At 53.3% G+C, this 15,718-nt stretch carries 18 protein-coding genes and 1 pseudogene; 5 read left to right on the top strand and 14 right to left on the bottom strand.

Features of this window, described 5'->3' with window-relative positions:
* Positions 1–34: 34 nt before the first annotated feature.
* Genes JOD78_RS08010 through JOD78_RS08000 form a run of 3 tightly spaced genes read left to right on the top strand, consistent with a single transcriptional unit; the run spans position 35 to position 3,086 of the window.
* Positions 35–1,816 carry a terminase ATPase subunit family protein gene (locus JOD78_RS08010; protein WP_209567026.1) on the top strand — a complete coding sequence of 594 codons (1,782 nt, stop codon included), beginning with the start codon at positions 35–37 and terminating at the stop codon, positions 1,814–1,816.
* Positions 1,816–2,865 carry a phage portal protein gene (locus JOD78_RS08005; RefSeq protein WP_209567025.1) on the top strand — a complete coding sequence of 350 codons (1,050 nt, stop codon included), beginning with the start codon at positions 1,816–1,818 and terminating at the stop codon, positions 2,863–2,865. The genes JOD78_RS08010 and JOD78_RS08005 overlap by 1 nt, the downstream gene beginning before the upstream one ends.
* 2 nt (positions 2,866–2,867) lie before the next feature.
* A complete protein-coding gene (locus JOD78_RS08000) occupies positions 2,868–3,086 on the top strand; it encodes a hypothetical protein (protein WP_209567024.1) in 219 nt (72 codons plus the stop codon).
* Positions 3,087–3,401: 315 nt separating this feature from the next.
* Here JOD78_RS08000 and JOD78_RS07995 read toward each other — a convergent pair whose 3' ends face one another.
* The 8 genes from JOD78_RS07995 to JOD78_RS07960 form a co-directional block, all read right to left on the bottom strand.
* Positions 3,402–3,632, bottom strand: coding sequence for a hypothetical protein (locus tag JOD78_RS07995; RefSeq protein WP_245202001.1), 231 nt, complete (start codon positions 3,630–3,632; stop codon positions 3,402–3,404).
* A 143-nt stretch (positions 3,633–3,775) separates the two neighbouring features.
* Complete coding sequence (locus JOD78_RS07990) at positions 3,776–4,138, bottom strand: hypothetical protein (RefSeq protein ID WP_209567715.1); 363 nt, start codon at positions 4,136–4,138, stop codon at positions 3,776–3,778.
* Positions 4,139–4,140: 2 nt separating this feature from the next.
* Positions 4,141–4,515 carry a DUF4113 domain-containing protein gene (locus JOD78_RS28290; protein ID WP_348534254.1) on the bottom strand — a complete coding sequence of 125 codons (375 nt, stop codon included), beginning with the start codon at positions 4,513–4,515 and terminating at the stop codon, positions 4,141–4,143.
* Positions 4,516–5,046: 531 nt separating this feature from the next.
* Positions 5,047–5,619 carry a GNAT family N-acetyltransferase gene (locus JOD78_RS07980; RefSeq protein ID WP_209567022.1) on the bottom strand — a complete coding sequence of 191 codons (573 nt, stop codon included), beginning with the start codon at positions 5,617–5,619 and terminating at the stop codon, positions 5,047–5,049.
* Entirely contained in the window at positions 5,616–5,945 is a 330-nt protein-coding gene (locus JOD78_RS07975; RefSeq protein WP_209567021.1) for a hypothetical protein, read from the bottom strand. The genes JOD78_RS07980 and JOD78_RS07975 overlap by 4 nt, the downstream gene beginning before the upstream one ends.
* A 97-nt stretch (positions 5,946–6,042) precedes the next feature.
* Positions 6,043–7,320 carry an AAA family ATPase gene (locus tag JOD78_RS07970; protein WP_209567020.1) on the bottom strand — a complete coding sequence of 426 codons (1,278 nt, stop codon included), beginning with the start codon at positions 7,318–7,320 and terminating at the stop codon, positions 6,043–6,045.
* A 252-nt stretch (positions 7,321–7,572) separates the two neighbouring features.
* A complete protein-coding gene (locus JOD78_RS07965; protein WP_209567019.1) occupies positions 7,573–8,529 on the bottom strand; it encodes an alpha/beta hydrolase in 957 nt (318 codons plus the stop codon).
* Positions 8,530–8,991: 462 nt separating this feature from the next.
* Positions 8,992–9,297: a hypothetical protein gene (locus tag JOD78_RS07960; protein ID WP_166675569.1), complete on the bottom strand. Its 306-nt coding sequence runs from the start codon at positions 9,295–9,297 to the stop codon at positions 8,992–8,994.
* Between JOD78_RS07960 and JOD78_RS07955 the strand changes: the two are divergent.
* Positions 9,293–9,691, top strand: a pseudogene (locus JOD78_RS07955) (capsid portal protein); the annotation flags it as partial. The gene JOD78_RS07960 and the pseudogene JOD78_RS07955 overlap by 5 nt on opposite strands.
* 206 nt (positions 9,692–9,897) lie before the next feature.
* Here JOD78_RS07955 and JOD78_RS07950 read toward each other — a convergent pair.
* The 3 genes from JOD78_RS07950 to JOD78_RS07940 form a co-directional block, all read right to left on the bottom strand.
* Entirely contained in the window at positions 9,898–10,101 is a 204-nt protein-coding gene (locus tag JOD78_RS07950) for a hypothetical protein (protein ID WP_121042247.1), read from the bottom strand.
* 71 nt (positions 10,102–10,172) lie between these two features.
* Positions 10,173–10,487 carry a hypothetical protein gene (locus JOD78_RS07945; RefSeq protein ID WP_134040262.1) on the bottom strand — a complete coding sequence of 105 codons (315 nt, stop codon included), beginning with the start codon at positions 10,485–10,487 and terminating at the stop codon, positions 10,173–10,175.
* A gap of 143 nt (positions 10,488–10,630) precedes the next feature.
* On the bottom strand, positions 10,631–10,987 hold the full coding sequence (locus JOD78_RS07940) for a hypothetical protein (protein ID WP_134040260.1): 357 nt from the start codon (positions 10,985–10,987) through the stop codon (positions 10,631–10,633).
* 287 nt (positions 10,988–11,274) lie between these two features.
* On the opposite strand from JOD78_RS07940, the gene JOD78_RS07935 reads away from it, so the two are divergent.
* Entirely contained in the window at positions 11,275–11,886 is a 612-nt protein-coding gene (locus JOD78_RS07935; RefSeq protein ID WP_209567018.1) for a hypothetical protein, read from the top strand.
* A 189-nt stretch (positions 11,887–12,075) separates the two neighbouring features.
* Here the strand turns inward: JOD78_RS07935 and JOD78_RS27910 are convergent, their stop codons facing one another.
* The 3 genes from JOD78_RS27910 to JOD78_RS07920 all read right to left on the bottom strand — a co-directional run bounded on the left by JOD78_RS27910 (position 12,076) and on the right by JOD78_RS07920 (position 15,214).
* Positions 12,076–12,342, bottom strand: coding sequence for a hypothetical protein (locus JOD78_RS27910; protein WP_245202000.1), 267 nt, complete (start codon positions 12,340–12,342; stop codon positions 12,076–12,078).
* A gap of 20 nt (positions 12,343–12,362) precedes the next feature.
* Positions 12,363–13,286: a GGDEF domain-containing protein gene (locus JOD78_RS07925; protein WP_121042239.1), complete on the bottom strand. Its 924-nt coding sequence runs from the start codon at positions 13,284–13,286 to the stop codon at positions 12,363–12,365.
* A gap of 293 nt (positions 13,287–13,579) precedes the next feature.
* Positions 13,580–15,214, bottom strand: coding sequence for a methyl-accepting chemotaxis protein (locus tag JOD78_RS07920; protein WP_204725708.1), 1,635 nt, complete (start codon positions 15,212–15,214; stop codon positions 13,580–13,582).
* Positions 15,215–15,718: the final 504 nt, after the last annotated feature.

Here is a 15,718-nt window from a genome sequence, read left to right as displayed (position 1 = left end):
CCCGCTACGCGCGCGCGCCGCCTACGCTTGCGGCATGTTAGAAATTCCAGAAGACATCAAGGACAACATCGACCAGGCGGCCGAGCCTCGGCACGTTGCGCGCCGGCTCTATTTCGAGGGCTGGCGCATCTCGTCGATTGCGCGCCACCTGAAGATTAAGCGTTCCACCGTCAATAGCTGGAAGCACCGGGATGAATGGGAAAAGGTCTCGCGCCTTGAGCGCGTAGAGATTGCCCTTGAAGCGCGCATAGTGCAACTGATCGCCAAGGAAGTAAAGGGCAATGGCGAGTACAAGGAACTCGACGCCCTCATGCGCCAACTTGTGCAGGCCGCACGCGTGCGCCGCTATGAGCAGCCGGGCGGAAACGAAACCGACCTCAATCCCAAGCTCGCCAATCGCAATGCCGGACCGAAGAAGAAACCGGTGCGCAACGAGTTCAGCGAAGAGGCGCAGCAGCGTATCGTCGAGGCCTTCAATGATTCGCTCTTCGATTATCAAAAGGTCTGGTACCGAAACGGCAGCGAGCGCACTCGCATCATCCTGAAATCGCGCCAGATCGGCGCGACCTGGTACTTCGCCCGCGAAGCCTTGATTGATGCGATCCAGACCGGGCGCAATCAGATTTTTCTGTCGGCCTCGAAATCGCAAGCGCACGTCTTCAAGCAATACATCATCCAGTTTGCGAAGGACGCATGCGGTGTTGAGCTGTCCGGCGATCCTATCGTGCTGCCCAATGGCGCGCACCTGTATTTCCTCGGAACGAATGCACGCACCGCCCAGGGCTACCACGGCAATTTCTATTTCGATGAATTCTTCTGGACGCACAATTTCACCGAGCTGAACAAGGTGGCGTCCGGCATGGCCCTGCATAAAAAGTGGCGTAAAACCTACTTCTCCACACCTTCGGCCACCACGCACCAAGCCTATCCCTTCTGGACCGGCGAGGCGTTCAACAAGCGCCGCGCCAAGGGAGAGAAGGTCAACATCGATGTGAGTCACAAGCGGCTGTCATCTGGCTTCACCGGCGAGGACAAAATCTGGCGTCAGATCGTCACGATCATGGACGCGGCGGCCGGTGGCTGCGACCTGTTCGACATCGACGAACTGCGCGACTTCGAATACTCGCCGGACCAGTTCGACAACCTGTTGATGTGTAACTTCATCGACGATTCCGCGTCGGTGTTCCCCCTGGCTGATCTGCAGCGCGGCATGGTCGATTCGTGGGTAGATTGGGACGACTACAAGCCCTTCACGGCACGCCCCTTCGGCCACCGCCCTGTGTGGATCGGCTATGACCCTTCGCTGACGGGCGACAGCGCCGGCTGTTCGGTGATTGCCCCGCCACTGGTCCCTGGCGGCAATTTCCGCATCCTTGAGCGGCACCAATGGCGCGGCAAAGATTTTGCGGAACAGGCCGCGCTCATCAAGGAAATGTGCGGCCGCTACAACGTGCAGTACATCGGTATCGACACCACGGGCATGGGCGTGGGCGTCTATCCCCTGGTGAAACAGTTCTTCCCAGGTGCCACCGCCATCAGCTATTCGCCGGAGGTCAAAACGCGGATGGTGCTCAAGGCACAAAACATCATCCGCAGTGGCCGCCTGCAGTTCGATGCAGGCTGGACTGACATCGCGCAGTCCTTCATGGCCATCCGCAAGATACTCACGCCCAGCGGCCGCGCCATCACCTATGACGCTGGCCGCTCGGAAGAAACCGGCCACGCTGACTTGGCCTGGTCGGTCATGCACGCCCTCGACTACGAGCCCTTCGAAGGCACCACCGCTAACAACACCTCTTCCATGGAGTTCTTCTGATGAAACACAGAGCACGCCGCCGCGCGGCTGCATCCGACAATACCCTGCCGGCCAAGGTCGAGGCGCCGTCGCCGGCCGTTGAGGCGTTTTCTTTCGGCGACCCGTCACCCGTGCTGGAAGGCCGGGACATGCTGGCCGACGTCGAGTGCTACCGCAATGGCGATTGGTACGAGCCGCCCTTGAGCATGGTCGGCCTAGCCAAGTCATTGAATGCCAGCGTCCACCATGCCAGCGCGATCTGGTGCAAGGTCAATATCCTGGCGTCGACCTTCCAGCCGTCCGCCGTCTTGTCGCGTGGCGACTTCACGCGTCTGGCGCTGGACTTCCTGTTGTTCGGCAACTGCTACGCCGAGCGGCGCGAGAGCATGACGGGCAAGCTCTTGAACCTCAAGCCGGCATTGGCCAAATATACGCGTGTGGGCGTGGAGCCAGGGCGCTACTTCTTCGTCAACGGCTGGCGAGACACCTACGAATTTGAGCGGGACGGTATCTGGCACCTGCAGGCCCCTGACATCAATCAGGAAGTATATGGCGTGCCTCAATACGTGAGCGCGCTGCAATCGGCCTGGCTCAACGAATCCGCCACGCTCTTCCGCCGGCGCTACTACCTCAACGGCTCGCATGCCGGCTTCATCCTCTATATGACCGACACGGCCAGCAACGTCAATGACGTGGACAAGCTGCGCGAGGCGATGCGCAACAGCAAAGGTCCTGGCAACTTCCGCAACCTGTTTGTCTATGCGCCAGGCGGCAAGAAGGATGGCCTGCAGATCCTGCCGGTTTCCGAGATCGCCGCCAAGGACGAATTCTTCAACATCAAGAACTGCACGCGCGACGACGTGCTGGCCGCGCACCGCGTACCGCCGCAATTACTCGGGACCATGCCCAACAACACCGGCGGATTCGGCGATGTGACGAAGGCCGCCGCCGTCTTTGGCTGCAACGAAATTGAGCCGCTGCAGGCGCAGTTCCTTTCCTTGAACGAGTGGGCGGGCCAGGACGTGGTCCGCTTCCGTCCCTATCAACTTCCTACCAATGAGGGCAAATAACCATGAGCGATCACGCCGACAACGCGGACAGCCGCATCTATCGTACTATCGCGGCTGGCCTGGCAGTCGCCCGACGAGCGCCAGCTCTTCAGCCAGACTGCCGCTGCCATTTCTGTGATGAGGTGGTGTCGCCGAATTTGCTGTTCTGTAATATCGACTGCCGTGATGACTATCAGCGCGAGAAAACTGCCTTGCAGCGAGCCGGCCTGAGCAGCAGGTGAGTCAATCGGTAGAAATAAAAAGGCCTCGCAGCAAATGCTACGAGGCGAAGATGCAAGTGTAGGGGCATCCTGCGTTGCATTGGGGAAGCCCCCGAGTAGGGGGCATCAGAATGTAGCATATTGCTGCCTATTTCGCATTTCTAAATGTTTTTCAAGTCCTTGATTTAGCTGGTGCAATGAAATAGATTGAAATCTCCTCCTCCAAATCAGTGTGGTGGTTTGGTTTAAGCCCGCCTTCCAACCGGTAGCGGGCTTTTTTCTAGTAAAGTATTCGAGCAGCTTGCGCCATGACCGTGCAGATATGCAGCGCTCCAACTACTGGTGCGCTTCATCTCTTACTTTGCTCGCTATCTTTGCATGCGCGGTCCAGATAGCCATGCTGCACAGGCTGTCGAAGTCCGGATAAACGGTCGCGGTATCCCTGATGATCTCAATGTCACTTCCTTTGCGGAGTTCAATCGCCATACGCCATCCACCCCCAATTTCGTATCCGATGATGAGGATTTCGAATCCTTGATAGTCGAAGCTATAGTTGAGCGATTGCATGATGAAAAATTCTGGAAGCCGCCCGTATATCATCCCCGGGGTGTTTTAGTAGAAGGTGCAGGGAATTGCTCTTCCAAATTTCTGTGCGTCGAAGATAGAGTTTAGACAAACGAGCGCTAACAACAAGCTGAGCCACGAAGGCGTCAATGCTGAGTGCCGCCGGTTGATTTGAAGAACCTCTCTCGGGAAGTCTCCAATAAGGGTGTCCCCGCTACCACGCACAGCCAGGCCTGAGCAAATTCCACAACGCCGCGTTCGGTCTGCCGTCGTTCGATCCCCTTGATGACCATGCGCGATGCCTTGATGGCATCCACTTGGACATCCATCAGCTCCATGATGACCTCCCCGCTGTCGCGCTGCAGCCTGGCACCCTTGATCGGCCGGCGCCGGTCTCCATCCTCGAAGACGCCCACGCGCAGCTCCCCGATGTTGCGCGCTTCATCACCCAGCAGCTCCCGGGCAATCTCCACGCCGTTGCGGCGCATCTGATAAACGATCACTTGCATGCTTACCTCACGCGCGGCAGCGCCGCCCAATCGGTTGTGTAATGGGGCGTCACGTGCTCGAAGCGCGCCGCCCAGCGGTGCGGACCGGCGGCGCTGGCCAGGCGCACGGTGTCGCGTCCGAAACGCTTGTTGATGCTGTCGAAGGCCGCCATCAACGGTGCCGATGACATCGCCGACACGCCGCTGCCAAAGAGCGTGGCCTGACGCGCCTGGCATTCGGCCAGATCCATCAGCATGATGCCGGCCTTCTTGTAGAGGAACTCGGGCCGGTAGATCCGGCGCAGACCCCACATCGCCGCCTTGACGATCACCCGCAGATCATCGGTCGGCTCGGGCAGGGGCACGGTGCGGCCGTTGTTGTATTGCGGTTCGTCCACCACCACCTTGTCGCCCTTGACGATGTGCGCCGCTCATGCACCAGCCGACCACATCGAAGAGGAAGGTGCAGGCGACGCGATCCACCAGGTATTGATTCAGGTCCAGCGGATCGGCGGTGTAGTCGGCAGCGGGGCTGGGTAAGCCGGCGTGCAGCTTGTGCGTGATGTGCAGGGCCAGCGGTCCGCCGGCGAACTGGATGGCCGGCACGGGCCTGACGGGACTCCCTGGCGGGATCGGCGCGGGGTAGGTGAGGCGTGACATATTGACAACTAGGGATGGTGATTCTTTGATAATACTGTATATACGTACAGTACAAATCACTTTCCCGGCCCTGCGCGCGCGGTTGCCCCCACCCCGCGCCTGCCCGCTACATAGGTCGGTTTTGACTCAGATTTGCGTCAAGCGCCGAAGTCCGTCCCGCCTGGCCTGACCGTGCTACTGGCGGGGATGAGATTTGACGCATTTTGACGCATGAAGCGCAAAAAAAAAGGAGCCAATGGCTCCTTTTCTTTCGCGACGTCTAAAAATCACTAGTAATGATAAATGTCACGAATCATTTTGATGGTCGCTCGCTCTTTTCCGCGTCCGTGATTTCGATTTTGCGCCGTTGCCCACAGCGACTCTTCAAAGCCCATTGATGCATAGAAAGAAAGAATTTCTTTGTCGTTGACGGCATCGGTTATAAGCAGGCGTGAAGCGGTGATGGTCGCCTGGCCGGTAATTTCACCGACTGCCAAATCAAGAATGCGGCGGCCAACGCCTTGGCGTTTTAAGTCAGAATGGACCGCCAACCGGCCGATTTTAATGGCAGGGTAGAAGCTTAGCGAGACCGGGTACGCTAACCCCAACTCCCCGACCTCCGTTTGATTAAGCGGAATCGCGTCGTTAGAAAGCGTTATAAAACCGACCAAACTAGGGAAGTCAGTGTGAAAAAGGCAACTGGTATGACTTAAATGATCGCTATGCAACGCTGCTGCTTGCTGCGTAAGAAATTCATCAAGTTCATCTCTGCCGGAGGTGAAGGAGTCAATACGATGCAACTCAGTCGGCTCAACTTCACTTATTGCAATAAGGCCCGTGAAGCCATCTTCCGACAGGTTCAAGCGGCTTCTTTCCTGAAGCGAGCAGTCGCTGACGACTCTTTCGCTGCACGTGCTTTGCGCGCCAACTCTGTTGCCCGTTGACGTTGCTGCGAAGTGATTGGAGTTTCAACAATGGCGCGGATTTGCTTCGCGGTCTCTCGAATAAGCTTGCGGCGGTCCGCAGCTGCCACTTCAACCTTTAAAACTGCGCCATATTTTCCCATGTGCTGGGAGCGAACAACTGTGGCTGCACCCACCTTGATTCGTGCGGGCTTGACGTCAGAAGCCTTCAGTTCCTTACGAGACACATCATGGTCGTCCACAACCTTTGCAATTACCGATTTCATGATTTTCTCCAAAGACCAAAAACAGCAGACATAACAACGAATAATAACAAAAACTGCAGCGCAGCACAGAATGTACACAATCGAACAGTCCCGTAGATCAAATTCCCAAGTTCAACTGTCTCCGATTTGCAAAAACTTGCGCCACAGCATCATTTAACCTGCCTTCGTCAAGCCCCTTGAGGATTACGAAGGGCTGCATCATTGGGTCAGCAAACCGATAGCGAAAGTTCCGAGACGAACCAAAACGTTGCAAGACGCAACCTCGTTCCTCTTCACAAAAGCTATTCATATGAAGTGCATATGTGGACGGCAAATAATTTTTTCCAGGGATGAGACGATTCAAGGAGCTTGCAACTGCGGACTGCTGAAATTGGCCTAGCTCGTCTGGCGGGGTCAACGCGCACGCGAGAAGGACAGACGCATATAAGGTCTCTCCCCGCTGGCTTTTAACTGCAGTATGGTAGCGCTCCTTGATTGACTGATCTAGCTCCGAGAGCGACCTACCGATAGCCTGATCCACATCGTCATGGCCTACGAAAAGGGACTTCTTCTCGATACAGTAGCGCGCCGAGTGCATCGCCAGAAGGTGCGTATAGTAAGGGAGTCCACGAGATAGAAAGACCATTTTCCATACTGCATCTTCGTCCGTTTTAACTCCGCATCGCTTAAACCGAGTAAGAATAATTTCGCTCAACTCATCTGTAGACATCCGGGGCATCTGAACTTGGATGAGCGAACGCGTAATGGAGTTGTGGCCGAGGATAAGACTGGAAACATCCTCGGCTACACCGACAATAATTACCGTGGCGTTCGTCGAGTAATCGGACAATGATTTTATGGTGTCAGCAACCTGGGTGGTCACTGACTTATCTAAAATCCGGTCAAACTCATCCAAAACGATTATGGGAGTTTGATTAGGAGAGAAATTGGAGAGGAGCAGTTGAACATCATCAGGGGAAAGAGGGCCAGTGATGTCGTCAGCAAATGTCCGGTTCTGTAGAACACCCTCCACCTCGACTGCAAAGGAAATCCGTTTGAACACCTTGGTCCAGAGAGAGGTAAAAGTATCATTTGGATCAGCGTTTACCCGAACATAAATCACTTCCTTGTTCGGTCGATGCATAACTAGCCGCAAGATATTTGCAAGCGACGTTTTCCCTACACCCCGCTCGCCATAGACTATTGCGTGACGCCCGCGCTGCAACACGGCATCGTGAAGTGACAGAATTTGTGCAGCTCGCCCGGCGAAGAGGTCTTTTTCTTGGACAGGTGCCCCTGGAGAGAACGCGTCTGTCACCTCTTGAAAGATGAAGTCCCAATCCGATTGAGCAGAAATATGCCTGGTGGCCATGGATTTCTTTTCATTTTTATTCATGGTTCAAATTTATCACAGCCACTACGCTATTCGCATTTGGCGGTATAAAATCCGCTTCGCAATTTCCGAACGACCGAGGCCCTGTAAGGGTTTCCGAGGCGCTAAAATTCGTAATTGCGAAGCAAAAAATGAGCTAAGTATTTGATAAAATTGAAATTCGCGCCGGACTTGTAATCAGGTGCTCCAGTTAGCAAAATGCCCGCGACCAGCGGGCATTTTGCATTTTGCATTTTGCATTTCGCTTTCGTTGTATTAGCGAGCGTCAATAACTTCATGTGAATATCGAATAATCTTTTCTCTAACCACAGGATTCTCTGTATCAGCCGTAGTGAAATGATTTGCTGGACAGATAATGTCATACGCCGCACGGTCTCCTTTTGCGTTTGCATTCCTCACATATTCGCGCTGCATTGGCGCTCTGTCACTATCTTGGGAGATGATAAATATCTTTCCACCAGTAGGTAAAAGTAGGGTAGGAGAAATATCCCGCATTCGTTCAGAAATCACAGCAGGTTCTGTTGAGCCGATTAACTGAGGGATGATTACCTTGCCACGTGGAAGCTTCCCGAAAGCGTCAATGTCCGGCGAACCGTCGAGTGCAATTGCCCCCTTAAGCTGTAAAGGATTTGGCACGAAGACCTCAGACAGCTCGCGAATATTTTTACGAGATGCCATCCATAGCGCATAGTGTCCACCGGACGAGTGCCCGATAGACATTACCCTATTAAGGTCAAGTGGGTATATCTTCGCCAAATCTCGGACGAAGTCTGTTGCCGCTGCGATAGATTGAAATGATCCCGGCCATCCTCCTCCGCTACCGATACGGCTGTACTCAATATTCCACGTAGCGAAGCCTGAATTAGTAAGAATCTCTGCAACTGGAGCCATATAATCCGAATTGACGACCGCAAGCCAATTGCCGCCGTGAACAACGATAGCTACAGGAAATGGTCCCTGCCCAGGAGGAAGGCGGAGGTCTCCGTATTGATCCAGCTTCTTGCCATAATAAATTCGTTTTACGTTACTCATCACCGTCGGAGCACGGGATTGAAGTCGATAAAACAAACTAAACTCCTCCTCAGGCGTAGAGCGATGTTGACTCTTGAGGCAGCTATTAAGTGCCTCATCATCTGGGTCGGAGTTTGCAGCGAATGCGTGGCCAGTAAAACAGGCACCAAAAATAAGAGCCGCGAGGGTAGTTTTAAGCATAGGTCATCTGGATGGATGTTAGGTGTTTGAAAGACCACTATGCATGAAGATAAACGAGGACAGATCAAAAAAAAATCCGAATTTTGCATAAAGCGAAAATTGCAGTGTCCATTTTAGGCAGGGTGTAGGCTGTGGCTTTTAATCGGCTGCTGAACAGCGCACCCTAAGGAAATCAAGCAGTTTCAGCTGCCAGGCGACACGTCGAATAGCCCATGATCTATTTCCAATCGGCTGATTTTTATATACTTTTAGTCCACAGCAAGGCTATTCCATAATCAGGGGGCGGGCAGGGCGCTATGCTAGCTTCACACGCTGTTTCTGAATAACAAATCCCGCCCCCGCAACCAAATGCACTAAGGCGAAAGTCTTGCAGATAAAGGCCTCTAACGTTACCGCGTTAGAGGCCTTTTGCTTTTCGTGTCTCTGCAAAAACGGCCTGCGTGACTTTTTGCGTGACGTTGTTCAGCCGTTGACCACGCGTAAGATCGTCATCCTCTTCCGCGTGAGCTCGACCTTATTGACTTGGTCGACCAGGCTCTCGACCGTTCCAGTCGCGTAGTGCTCGGGCATGCTCTTGCTGGCGTGGCCCAGCAATAGCGCCCGGTCTTCCTCGGAGACACCGGCGGCGCGCGGGCGGGTGCCATACGTGTGCCGGAGGTCATGCACGCGCACTTGCGGCAATTTCGCCCGCTCGCGCGCCTGGTTCCCGCCGTTGTTTCCCATCTCCACGATCCGCCCGCCCCGATAGGGGAAAACGTACTTGAGCAACGTCGCTGATGTGGACAAGCTGCGCGAGGCCATGCGCAACAGCAAGGCGCCGGGGAATTTTCGGAATTTGTTTCTCTATGCGCCTGGCGGGAAGAAGGATGGGGGGCAGATGCTGCCGGTGGCGGAGATCGCGGCCAAGGATGAATTCTTCAATATCAAGAACTGCACGCGGGATAATGTGCTGGCCGCGCACCGGGTGCCGCCGCAGTTGCTGGGGACGATGCCGAATAACACCGGAGGGTTCGGAGATGTGACGAAGGCGGCTGCTGTGTTTGGCTGCAATGAGATTGAGCCGTTGCAGGGGCAGTTTCTTTGTTTGAATGAGTGGGCCGGCCAAAAGGTGGTCCGCTTCCGTCCCTATCAACTTCCTGCCAATGAGGGAAAGCAACCATGAGCGATCACGCCGGTAACGCGGACGGCAGAATCTATCGAACCATCGCAGCTGGTCTCGCCGCCGCAAGAAGAGCGCCAGGATAGCAAGTCGCTGCGCTGGAAAATTCCCGGAGATTCAGGACTGGCAGCAGTCGACTCCAAAGTGGACACAGGAATTTACTGGTCGTGCTTCGCCAAGAAGTCGTCAATCTCGTGATCGGCAGCTGCCTATTTGGGACCACGCGCTTCATACATGCTCACAAGCCCAAGTAGTTCTATCAAACTTTCGGCCTGAAAACTCATGCCGTCTTTCTCGGCGTACCAGCCGTCATTTCCGGGTGCGGTAACGATGTAAGCCTTCTGGCTGAGGACGAGGTAGGCCGGGACTTCCACGTTTGCAGCCGCGCACAGTAAAGGTTGGGCTTGAGCCATACATATACTCCAATAAGTCCGAGGTCTGGTTGTCTGAGGGCCACCTGCGTCCGCTTCTGGGCGATAGCGGACTACCTATCGCTGACAATATCTGTCAAATCGTAGTAGAAGGCGGGATACGCGTCATGAGAGGCGTAATAACAAACGAACTCAGCCTTCGTTTCCCTTGAACTGCGCTTCTTGCTCATCATTTCCAGCAACTCGACTACGCCGTCCGTTTCGAGAAAATAAACATAGCCTTCTTGCTTGATGTGCGCAGGAATGCCTCCGTTACTTTCCATCTGTACTATCACAGCCTCACTACTTTGATGAAATGGTTCCCGAGCACATACGACTGAATTTTCCGGCATCTGTGCCGAGAGGAAGATCGCATCAACAAGCTTCATTGGGAATGATAGAAAAAGACCTATGGTAGGTAAGTAGCATCCGGTAATGGCCGATTGCGGACATCTTAGCTCAAAGAGCAATGGGGGAGCTGAACGTGGACTTCTCGCCGAACTGATTGCCCATGTTCGCTGAAATGCACAGTTCATTGCCTGCCGTCGCCAATCTGCTTGAAAAACCTCTCCCGCGAAGTCTCAAGCAAAGGCGTCCCCGCCTGCACGCACAGCCAGGCCTGCGCGAACTCGACCACCCCGCGTTCGGTCTGCCGTCGCTCGATCCCCTTGATGACCATGCGCGAGGCCTTGATGGCATCCACCTGGACATCCACCAGCTCCATGATGACTTCGCCGCTGTCACGCTGCAGCCGGGCACCTTTGGTCGGCCGGCGGCGATCTCCATCCTCGAAGACGCCCACGCGAAGCTCCCCGATATTGCGCGCCTCATCGCCCAGCAGCTCGCAGGCAATCTCAACGCCGTTACGGCGCATCTGATAAACGATCACTTGTCCTGCGCCAGTAGAGACAGAAAAATTTTAGACAATACGTGCTACTTCGAAGGCAAGGCATACCCGAGTGGCAGGTTCGTAAGGATAGATGGCGGTCTGATCAACGAATGCATATACGACGCCACCATCAGTAAATCATTGTGGTCCAAGCTGCGATAGTAAATCCAAGCTGCTCCCCGAGATGATCTCCCTGCTTTCCTATCTTCGCGCATTCCAATGCAGCGCGACTTTTAGCGCCTATCCTTGGTAATCAATTGGTGTGTCTTGACGTGCAGGCATTTGATATGTCACGTCATGAAATGCAAGATGTCTCGGAAATTGAAGCGTTTAAATCTTGGAACGCCTTGCAGATTTCAGTTGTAATAAAAATTCGACAGCACGAAACAGAGCGGCAACCTAGCCATTGCATGATGTTTTACATGGCCCAGCGATTGACGGGGCCACTACCTGACCAGGAGAAAACCATGCGCCGCTTTTTGATTGCTATCATGTTGATGTTCTCGTTGAATGCATACGCAGCCGATCGTTACGATGGCATCCCTGAGCGTTTCTTGTCTCTGTATCAATCCGGAAAGCCGATGGAAGCGCTGGACTACCTCACGAAGACATCTCCCTATGCGAAGGAGCTTTCTGACCAGATCCGGAGTCTGCGCGAAGTGGTCAAGACCTACCAACAGTCAATGGGGAAGTTCGGTGACGCCGAGATGATCTCGGAACGTACCATCGGCACCCGTTACGTCTACATGAAGTACATGTTGAACTATGAACGCCAGCCTGTTCTGTTTGAACTGACTCTGTACCGCTTCAAGGATCGATGGGCTCTGCAGAATGTTTCTTTTAATGCCAACTTCAACGAGGAAATTGCACGCGAGTCGAACGCTACAACGGCGAAGTAATGTAGATGAGGTTGTAAAGGCCAACGATGATTTAGAGGAAAACCCCTGCTGGAGTTTTCCTCATTTTTATTCTTGATGAATCTTGCTTGTTTTCCGAGATGACCTCGCGGACCTCTTTGATTTTGGCCTGATGTAGAGCCGCGGCACGTTTCGCACTTTGCTTGATGGTGCAAGTTCGTTTGAACGTTTTCATATTGTGGACCTTGCTAACCAGCTCAATGCCCTTGTTGTTCTTCTTTTTGGCTTTGTCCGCCACTCCGCTTTCACGTCGGTGATGCCTTCCTCTGGATCATGATCGCGCTCGCGCTCAGTGTCGCCCGGTTGGGTTTTTTTCTTGAACGCGATGCGCAAAGTAAAGCCGCTTCCCGTGATGCAATGCGTGACGGTCTTCGACCACCATTCCGTAGCATCGATCTCTTCCTTGGGGCCAGAAACCACTACAGGCGACTGCGGCATGATCCTGGTAACACCTTGAGCTACCGGCCAGATTTTCCTTCGACCCGATTGCGACCGTTCGCTTTGGCGCGATAGAGATGTTGATCGGCCTCAAAGAGCAGGTTCTCGGTCGAGATGTTGCTGTCAATCTCCAAGGTGGACACGCCGATACTGACGGTAATAGTCCCGAAAGAAGATCCATTGTGTGGAATTGCGAGATCTTGGATTGCTTGTCTTAGTCTTTCACCAAATATCAAAACATTATTTGGAGACATGCCAGGCAGAATGCATACAAATTCTTCCCCTCCGTATCTCGCGGCCAATTCATTCGTCGATTGAATCAATGCGCTGATCGTGGCTGCTACGCGTTTTAAGCAATGATCTCCCTGTATATGCCCGTATAGATCATTGAATGCTTTGAAATAATCGACGTCGATAAGAACCAAAGAAAAAGGAATGTTCTGTTCTAGCGCACGTTGAAGCTCTCTTTTAAACACCTCATCAAAATAGCGTCGATTCGCTATTTGGGTCAGGTCATCGGTAATGCTCAGCAAATAGATTTGCTTGTTCAGCGCGAGCAGTGAGGCTTCAGTACGCTTCCTTTCAGAGATATTTCGAACGATAGAGCAATTAAATTTTTTTCCTTCAAATTGAACCAGGCTTGCATTCACTTCGATTGGAATAATCTGGCCAGATTTGTTCCTGTTGGTCGTTTCCAAACAAACGGACTGCTTTATCTCAAGCTCCTTCCAATGATCTTTCCAGCGTACCTCGTCAAAGTCTGGATCAATATCACAGACTCTCAATTGACTTAGCTCTTGAGATGTATAGCCTAAAAACTCTGTGGCAGCCTTATTGACGAATACGTAAAATCCGTCTTCGTCGAGCCAAATAATCATGTCGCTCACTGCGTCAATTGAATATAACGCTAGCTCGGCACCAAGTTCCGTTAATGTCGATCTCATTTACTTATACGCCTGATGCCTCTGCAATGCTGCCGGAAAAATTGGGTAGTCGACATTATATTTAAATTTCTTTGAGACATCCTTCGCTCCAAACAGCGGAATAAATGGCTTTGTTATGCTCGGTTGCGTTGTTTTACCTTTATTTGAAATTCCGAATAAAAGGGGGGGGAGAAGTCATGTTGACGCTACCCCCATTATTGGTGATGTGATCCCGTCAAAAAAAGCCCCGCACGAGGCGGGGTGAATTGCCAGTGGTATGTCAGCACTGGCAAGGGGTTCTGTACGGTGCTTCTCTATCGGGGCATTCCTGCTGGATGCGGAGTGATATCCACACTGTTGCGTACCAGAGTGGCAACCGCCGCGGTGGCGTGGCGCACGTCATTGCCGCTGAGTTTGAAGATGCCGACGGTCTCCTGCAGGCGGCTGGATTGTTCCTGCAATGATTGGGCGGCAGCGGCGGCTTCTTCTACCAATGCTGCGTTCTGCTGCGTTACTTCGTCCATCTGCACGATGGCCTGATTGATCTGCTCGATGCCATCACTCTGTTCTCCGCTGGCAGCGGTGATTTCGGCGACGACATCGGTGACGCGTTTGACGCTGGCGACCACCTCGTGCATAGTCGCCCCCGCCTGTTCCACCAGCCGGCTGCCGTTTTCCACACGCTCGACCGAGGTATCGATCAAAGCCTTGATTTCCTTGGCGGCTGCAGCACTGCGTTGCGCCAAGGTACGTACTTCGGAAGCCACCACGGCAAAGCCACGTCCCTGTTCTCCAGCTCGTGCTGCTTCCACTGCAGCATTCAGGGCCAGGATATTGGTCTGGAAAGCGATGCCATCGATAACCGTGATGATGTCTACGATCTTGCGTGAGGCATCATTGATCTGGCTCATGGTCTGAACTACCTCACCCACCACGCTGCCACCTTGCACGGCGACCTGCGAGGCGCTCGCGGCCAGGGTGTTGGCCTGACGGGCATTGTCGGCATTCTGCTTGACGGTAGAGGTGAGTTCTTCCATCGCCGAGGCGGTCTCTTCCAGTGCACCGGCTTGCTGTTCGGTCCGCGAGGACAGATCGAGGTTGCCGGTAGCAATCTGGCCCGACGCGGTGGCAATCGTGTCGGTACCCTGGCGAACCTCGGTGACGATACGATGTAGGTTCTCGTTCATGGTTTTGAGTGACGACAGCAGCGCGCCCGTTTCATCCCGGGAGGTGGCGGCGATCTGCACAGTGAGGTCACCCGCCGCCACCGCGCTGGCCACCCCAACGGCTTCATTGAGGGGACGAATGATGGAGCGCGTGATCAGGATGGCGCAGGCCGTCGAGAGCACAATGGCGATGCAAGAGAGCACAACCATCAGATTGATGGCATCGGCCGATGCGGCATCACTTTTGGCCACGCTCTTGTCCATCAGCGACACCTGAAAAGCCGACATTTCCTTCATTGCAGCGAAGAACTTGTCTTGCGCGGGAATGACTTCCTTGAAAAGGTAGTCGGCGGCCTCAGCCCTTTTCTGTAGCCGGATCATTTCAAGCACGTTATCCCGTGGCTTGGCATATTCTGCACGCGCGTCCCTGATGCGCTTGAATAACTCGCTGCCCTTCGGCGTATTGATGCGTTTTTCAAGATCAGCCAGGTGCTGTGTCACTTCGCTGGTATTGCTGACGGCACGCTCCAGGTACTTGTCGATCGTCGCCTGGTCCGGGGCAATGATCGCATTGCGAATCGCTCGAGCTGCAATGTTGACTTTCTCAGTGGCCTGATTGACCAGCGCGACTTTGACATAACGATCATTGACGATTTCATTTGTCGCATCGCTGATGGTCCACAGATTCTTCACACCAACGCCTGCAATCACGCACGTCACCAGGATCAGCGTAGCGAAGCAGATGCAAAGTCTCACGCTAATTTTGATATCGGTCATCTTCATAATGCCCCCTTAAATTGCCTCTTTCACGAGGCCTGATTAGACATGCGCATCTGATTCAGATGCATCGTCGTTGATCGAACAGGGAAACTATACGACAAAAAACTATTTAAATCATTTTATTTGTGTTTCTTGTTGGATTTCTGTATTGCGTCAACTAAATGCTTGCTTGGCAAGAAACATTTTATTGGGAGAGAGAACATGATAACCAGATAATGCTGCATACTTGGCAAATGTTAGCCAATTTTCACATCCCCTTGCCAGACAACGAGGTGGTTTGTAATAGCAGCTGCTCGCGGTGGTTTCCAATAAGAAAAACGGCTGTTGTTATGCTTTTAAAATATTAAATTTGATTTATTTGTTTTTTGATTCATATCGGGATTAAAGCCGATTTCGAGACCAGGACGGGTGCTATTGGTAAGGTTGTCCAGACGGTGCATGCGATTGGGAACAGCCGTTTTGCTTTACGTGACTTCCGATTCACTTTTTTGCCGTTGACCCTCAGTG

This window comes from Herbaspirillum sp. 1130, assembly GCF_017833835.1.
GTDB classification, from domain to species: Bacteria; Pseudomonadota; Gammaproteobacteria; order Burkholderiales; family Burkholderiaceae_D; genus Herbaspirillum; species Herbaspirillum huttiense.
Note: the sequence above shows the minus strand (reverse complement) of the source record. Positions and strands in the feature narration are given on the sequence as shown.

Bases quoted from the DNA above. Each gene is read 5' to 3' on its own strand.
- JOD78_RS08010 (WP_209567026.1), top strand. From the start codon at position 35: ATGTTAGAAATTCCAGAAGACATCAAGGACAACATCGACCAGGCGGCC.
- JOD78_RS08005 (WP_209567025.1), top strand. From the start codon at position 1,816: ATGAAACACAGAGCACGCCGCCGCGCGGCTGCATCCGACAATACCCTG.
- JOD78_RS08000 (WP_209567024.1), top strand. From the start codon at position 2,868: ATGAGCGATCACGCCGACAACGCGGACAGCCGCATCTATCGTACTATC.
- JOD78_RS07995 (WP_245202001.1), bottom strand. From the start codon at position 3,632: ATGCAATCGCTCAACTATAGCTTCGACTATCAAGGATTCGAAATCCTC.
- JOD78_RS07990 (WP_209567715.1), bottom strand. From the start codon at position 4,138: ATGCAAGTGATCGTTTATCAGATGCGCCGCAACGGCGTGGAGATTGCC.
- JOD78_RS07975 (WP_209567021.1), bottom strand. From the start codon at position 5,945: ATGAAATCGGTAATTGCAAAGGTTGTGGACGACCATGATGTGTCTCGT.
- JOD78_RS07970 (WP_209567020.1), bottom strand. From the start codon at position 7,320: ATGAATAAAAATGAAAAGAAATCCATGGCCACCAGGCATATTTCTGCT.
- JOD78_RS07965 (WP_209567019.1), bottom strand. From the start codon at position 8,529: ATGCTTAAAACTACCCTCGCGGCTCTTATTTTTGGTGCCTGTTTTACT.
- JOD78_RS07950 (WP_121042247.1), bottom strand. From the start codon at position 10,101: ATGGCTCAAGCCCAACCTTTACTGTGCGCGGCTGCAAACGTGGAAGTC.
- JOD78_RS07945 (WP_134040262.1), bottom strand. From the start codon at position 10,487: ATGAAGCTTGTTGATGCGATCTTCCTCTCGGCACAGATGCCGGAAAAT.
- JOD78_RS07935 (WP_209567018.1), top strand. From the start codon at position 11,275: ATGTCACGTCATGAAATGCAAGATGTCTCGGAAATTGAAGCGTTTAAA.
- JOD78_RS27910 (WP_245202000.1), bottom strand. From the start codon at position 12,342: ATGCCGCAGTCGCCTGTAGTGGTTTCTGGCCCCAAGGAAGAGATCGAT.
- JOD78_RS07925 (WP_121042239.1), bottom strand. From the start codon at position 13,286: ATGAGATCGACATTAACGGAACTTGGTGCCGAGCTAGCGTTATATTCA.
- JOD78_RS07920 (WP_204725708.1), bottom strand. From the start codon at position 15,214: ATGAAGATGACCGATATCAAAATTAGCGTGAGACTTTGCATCTGCTTC.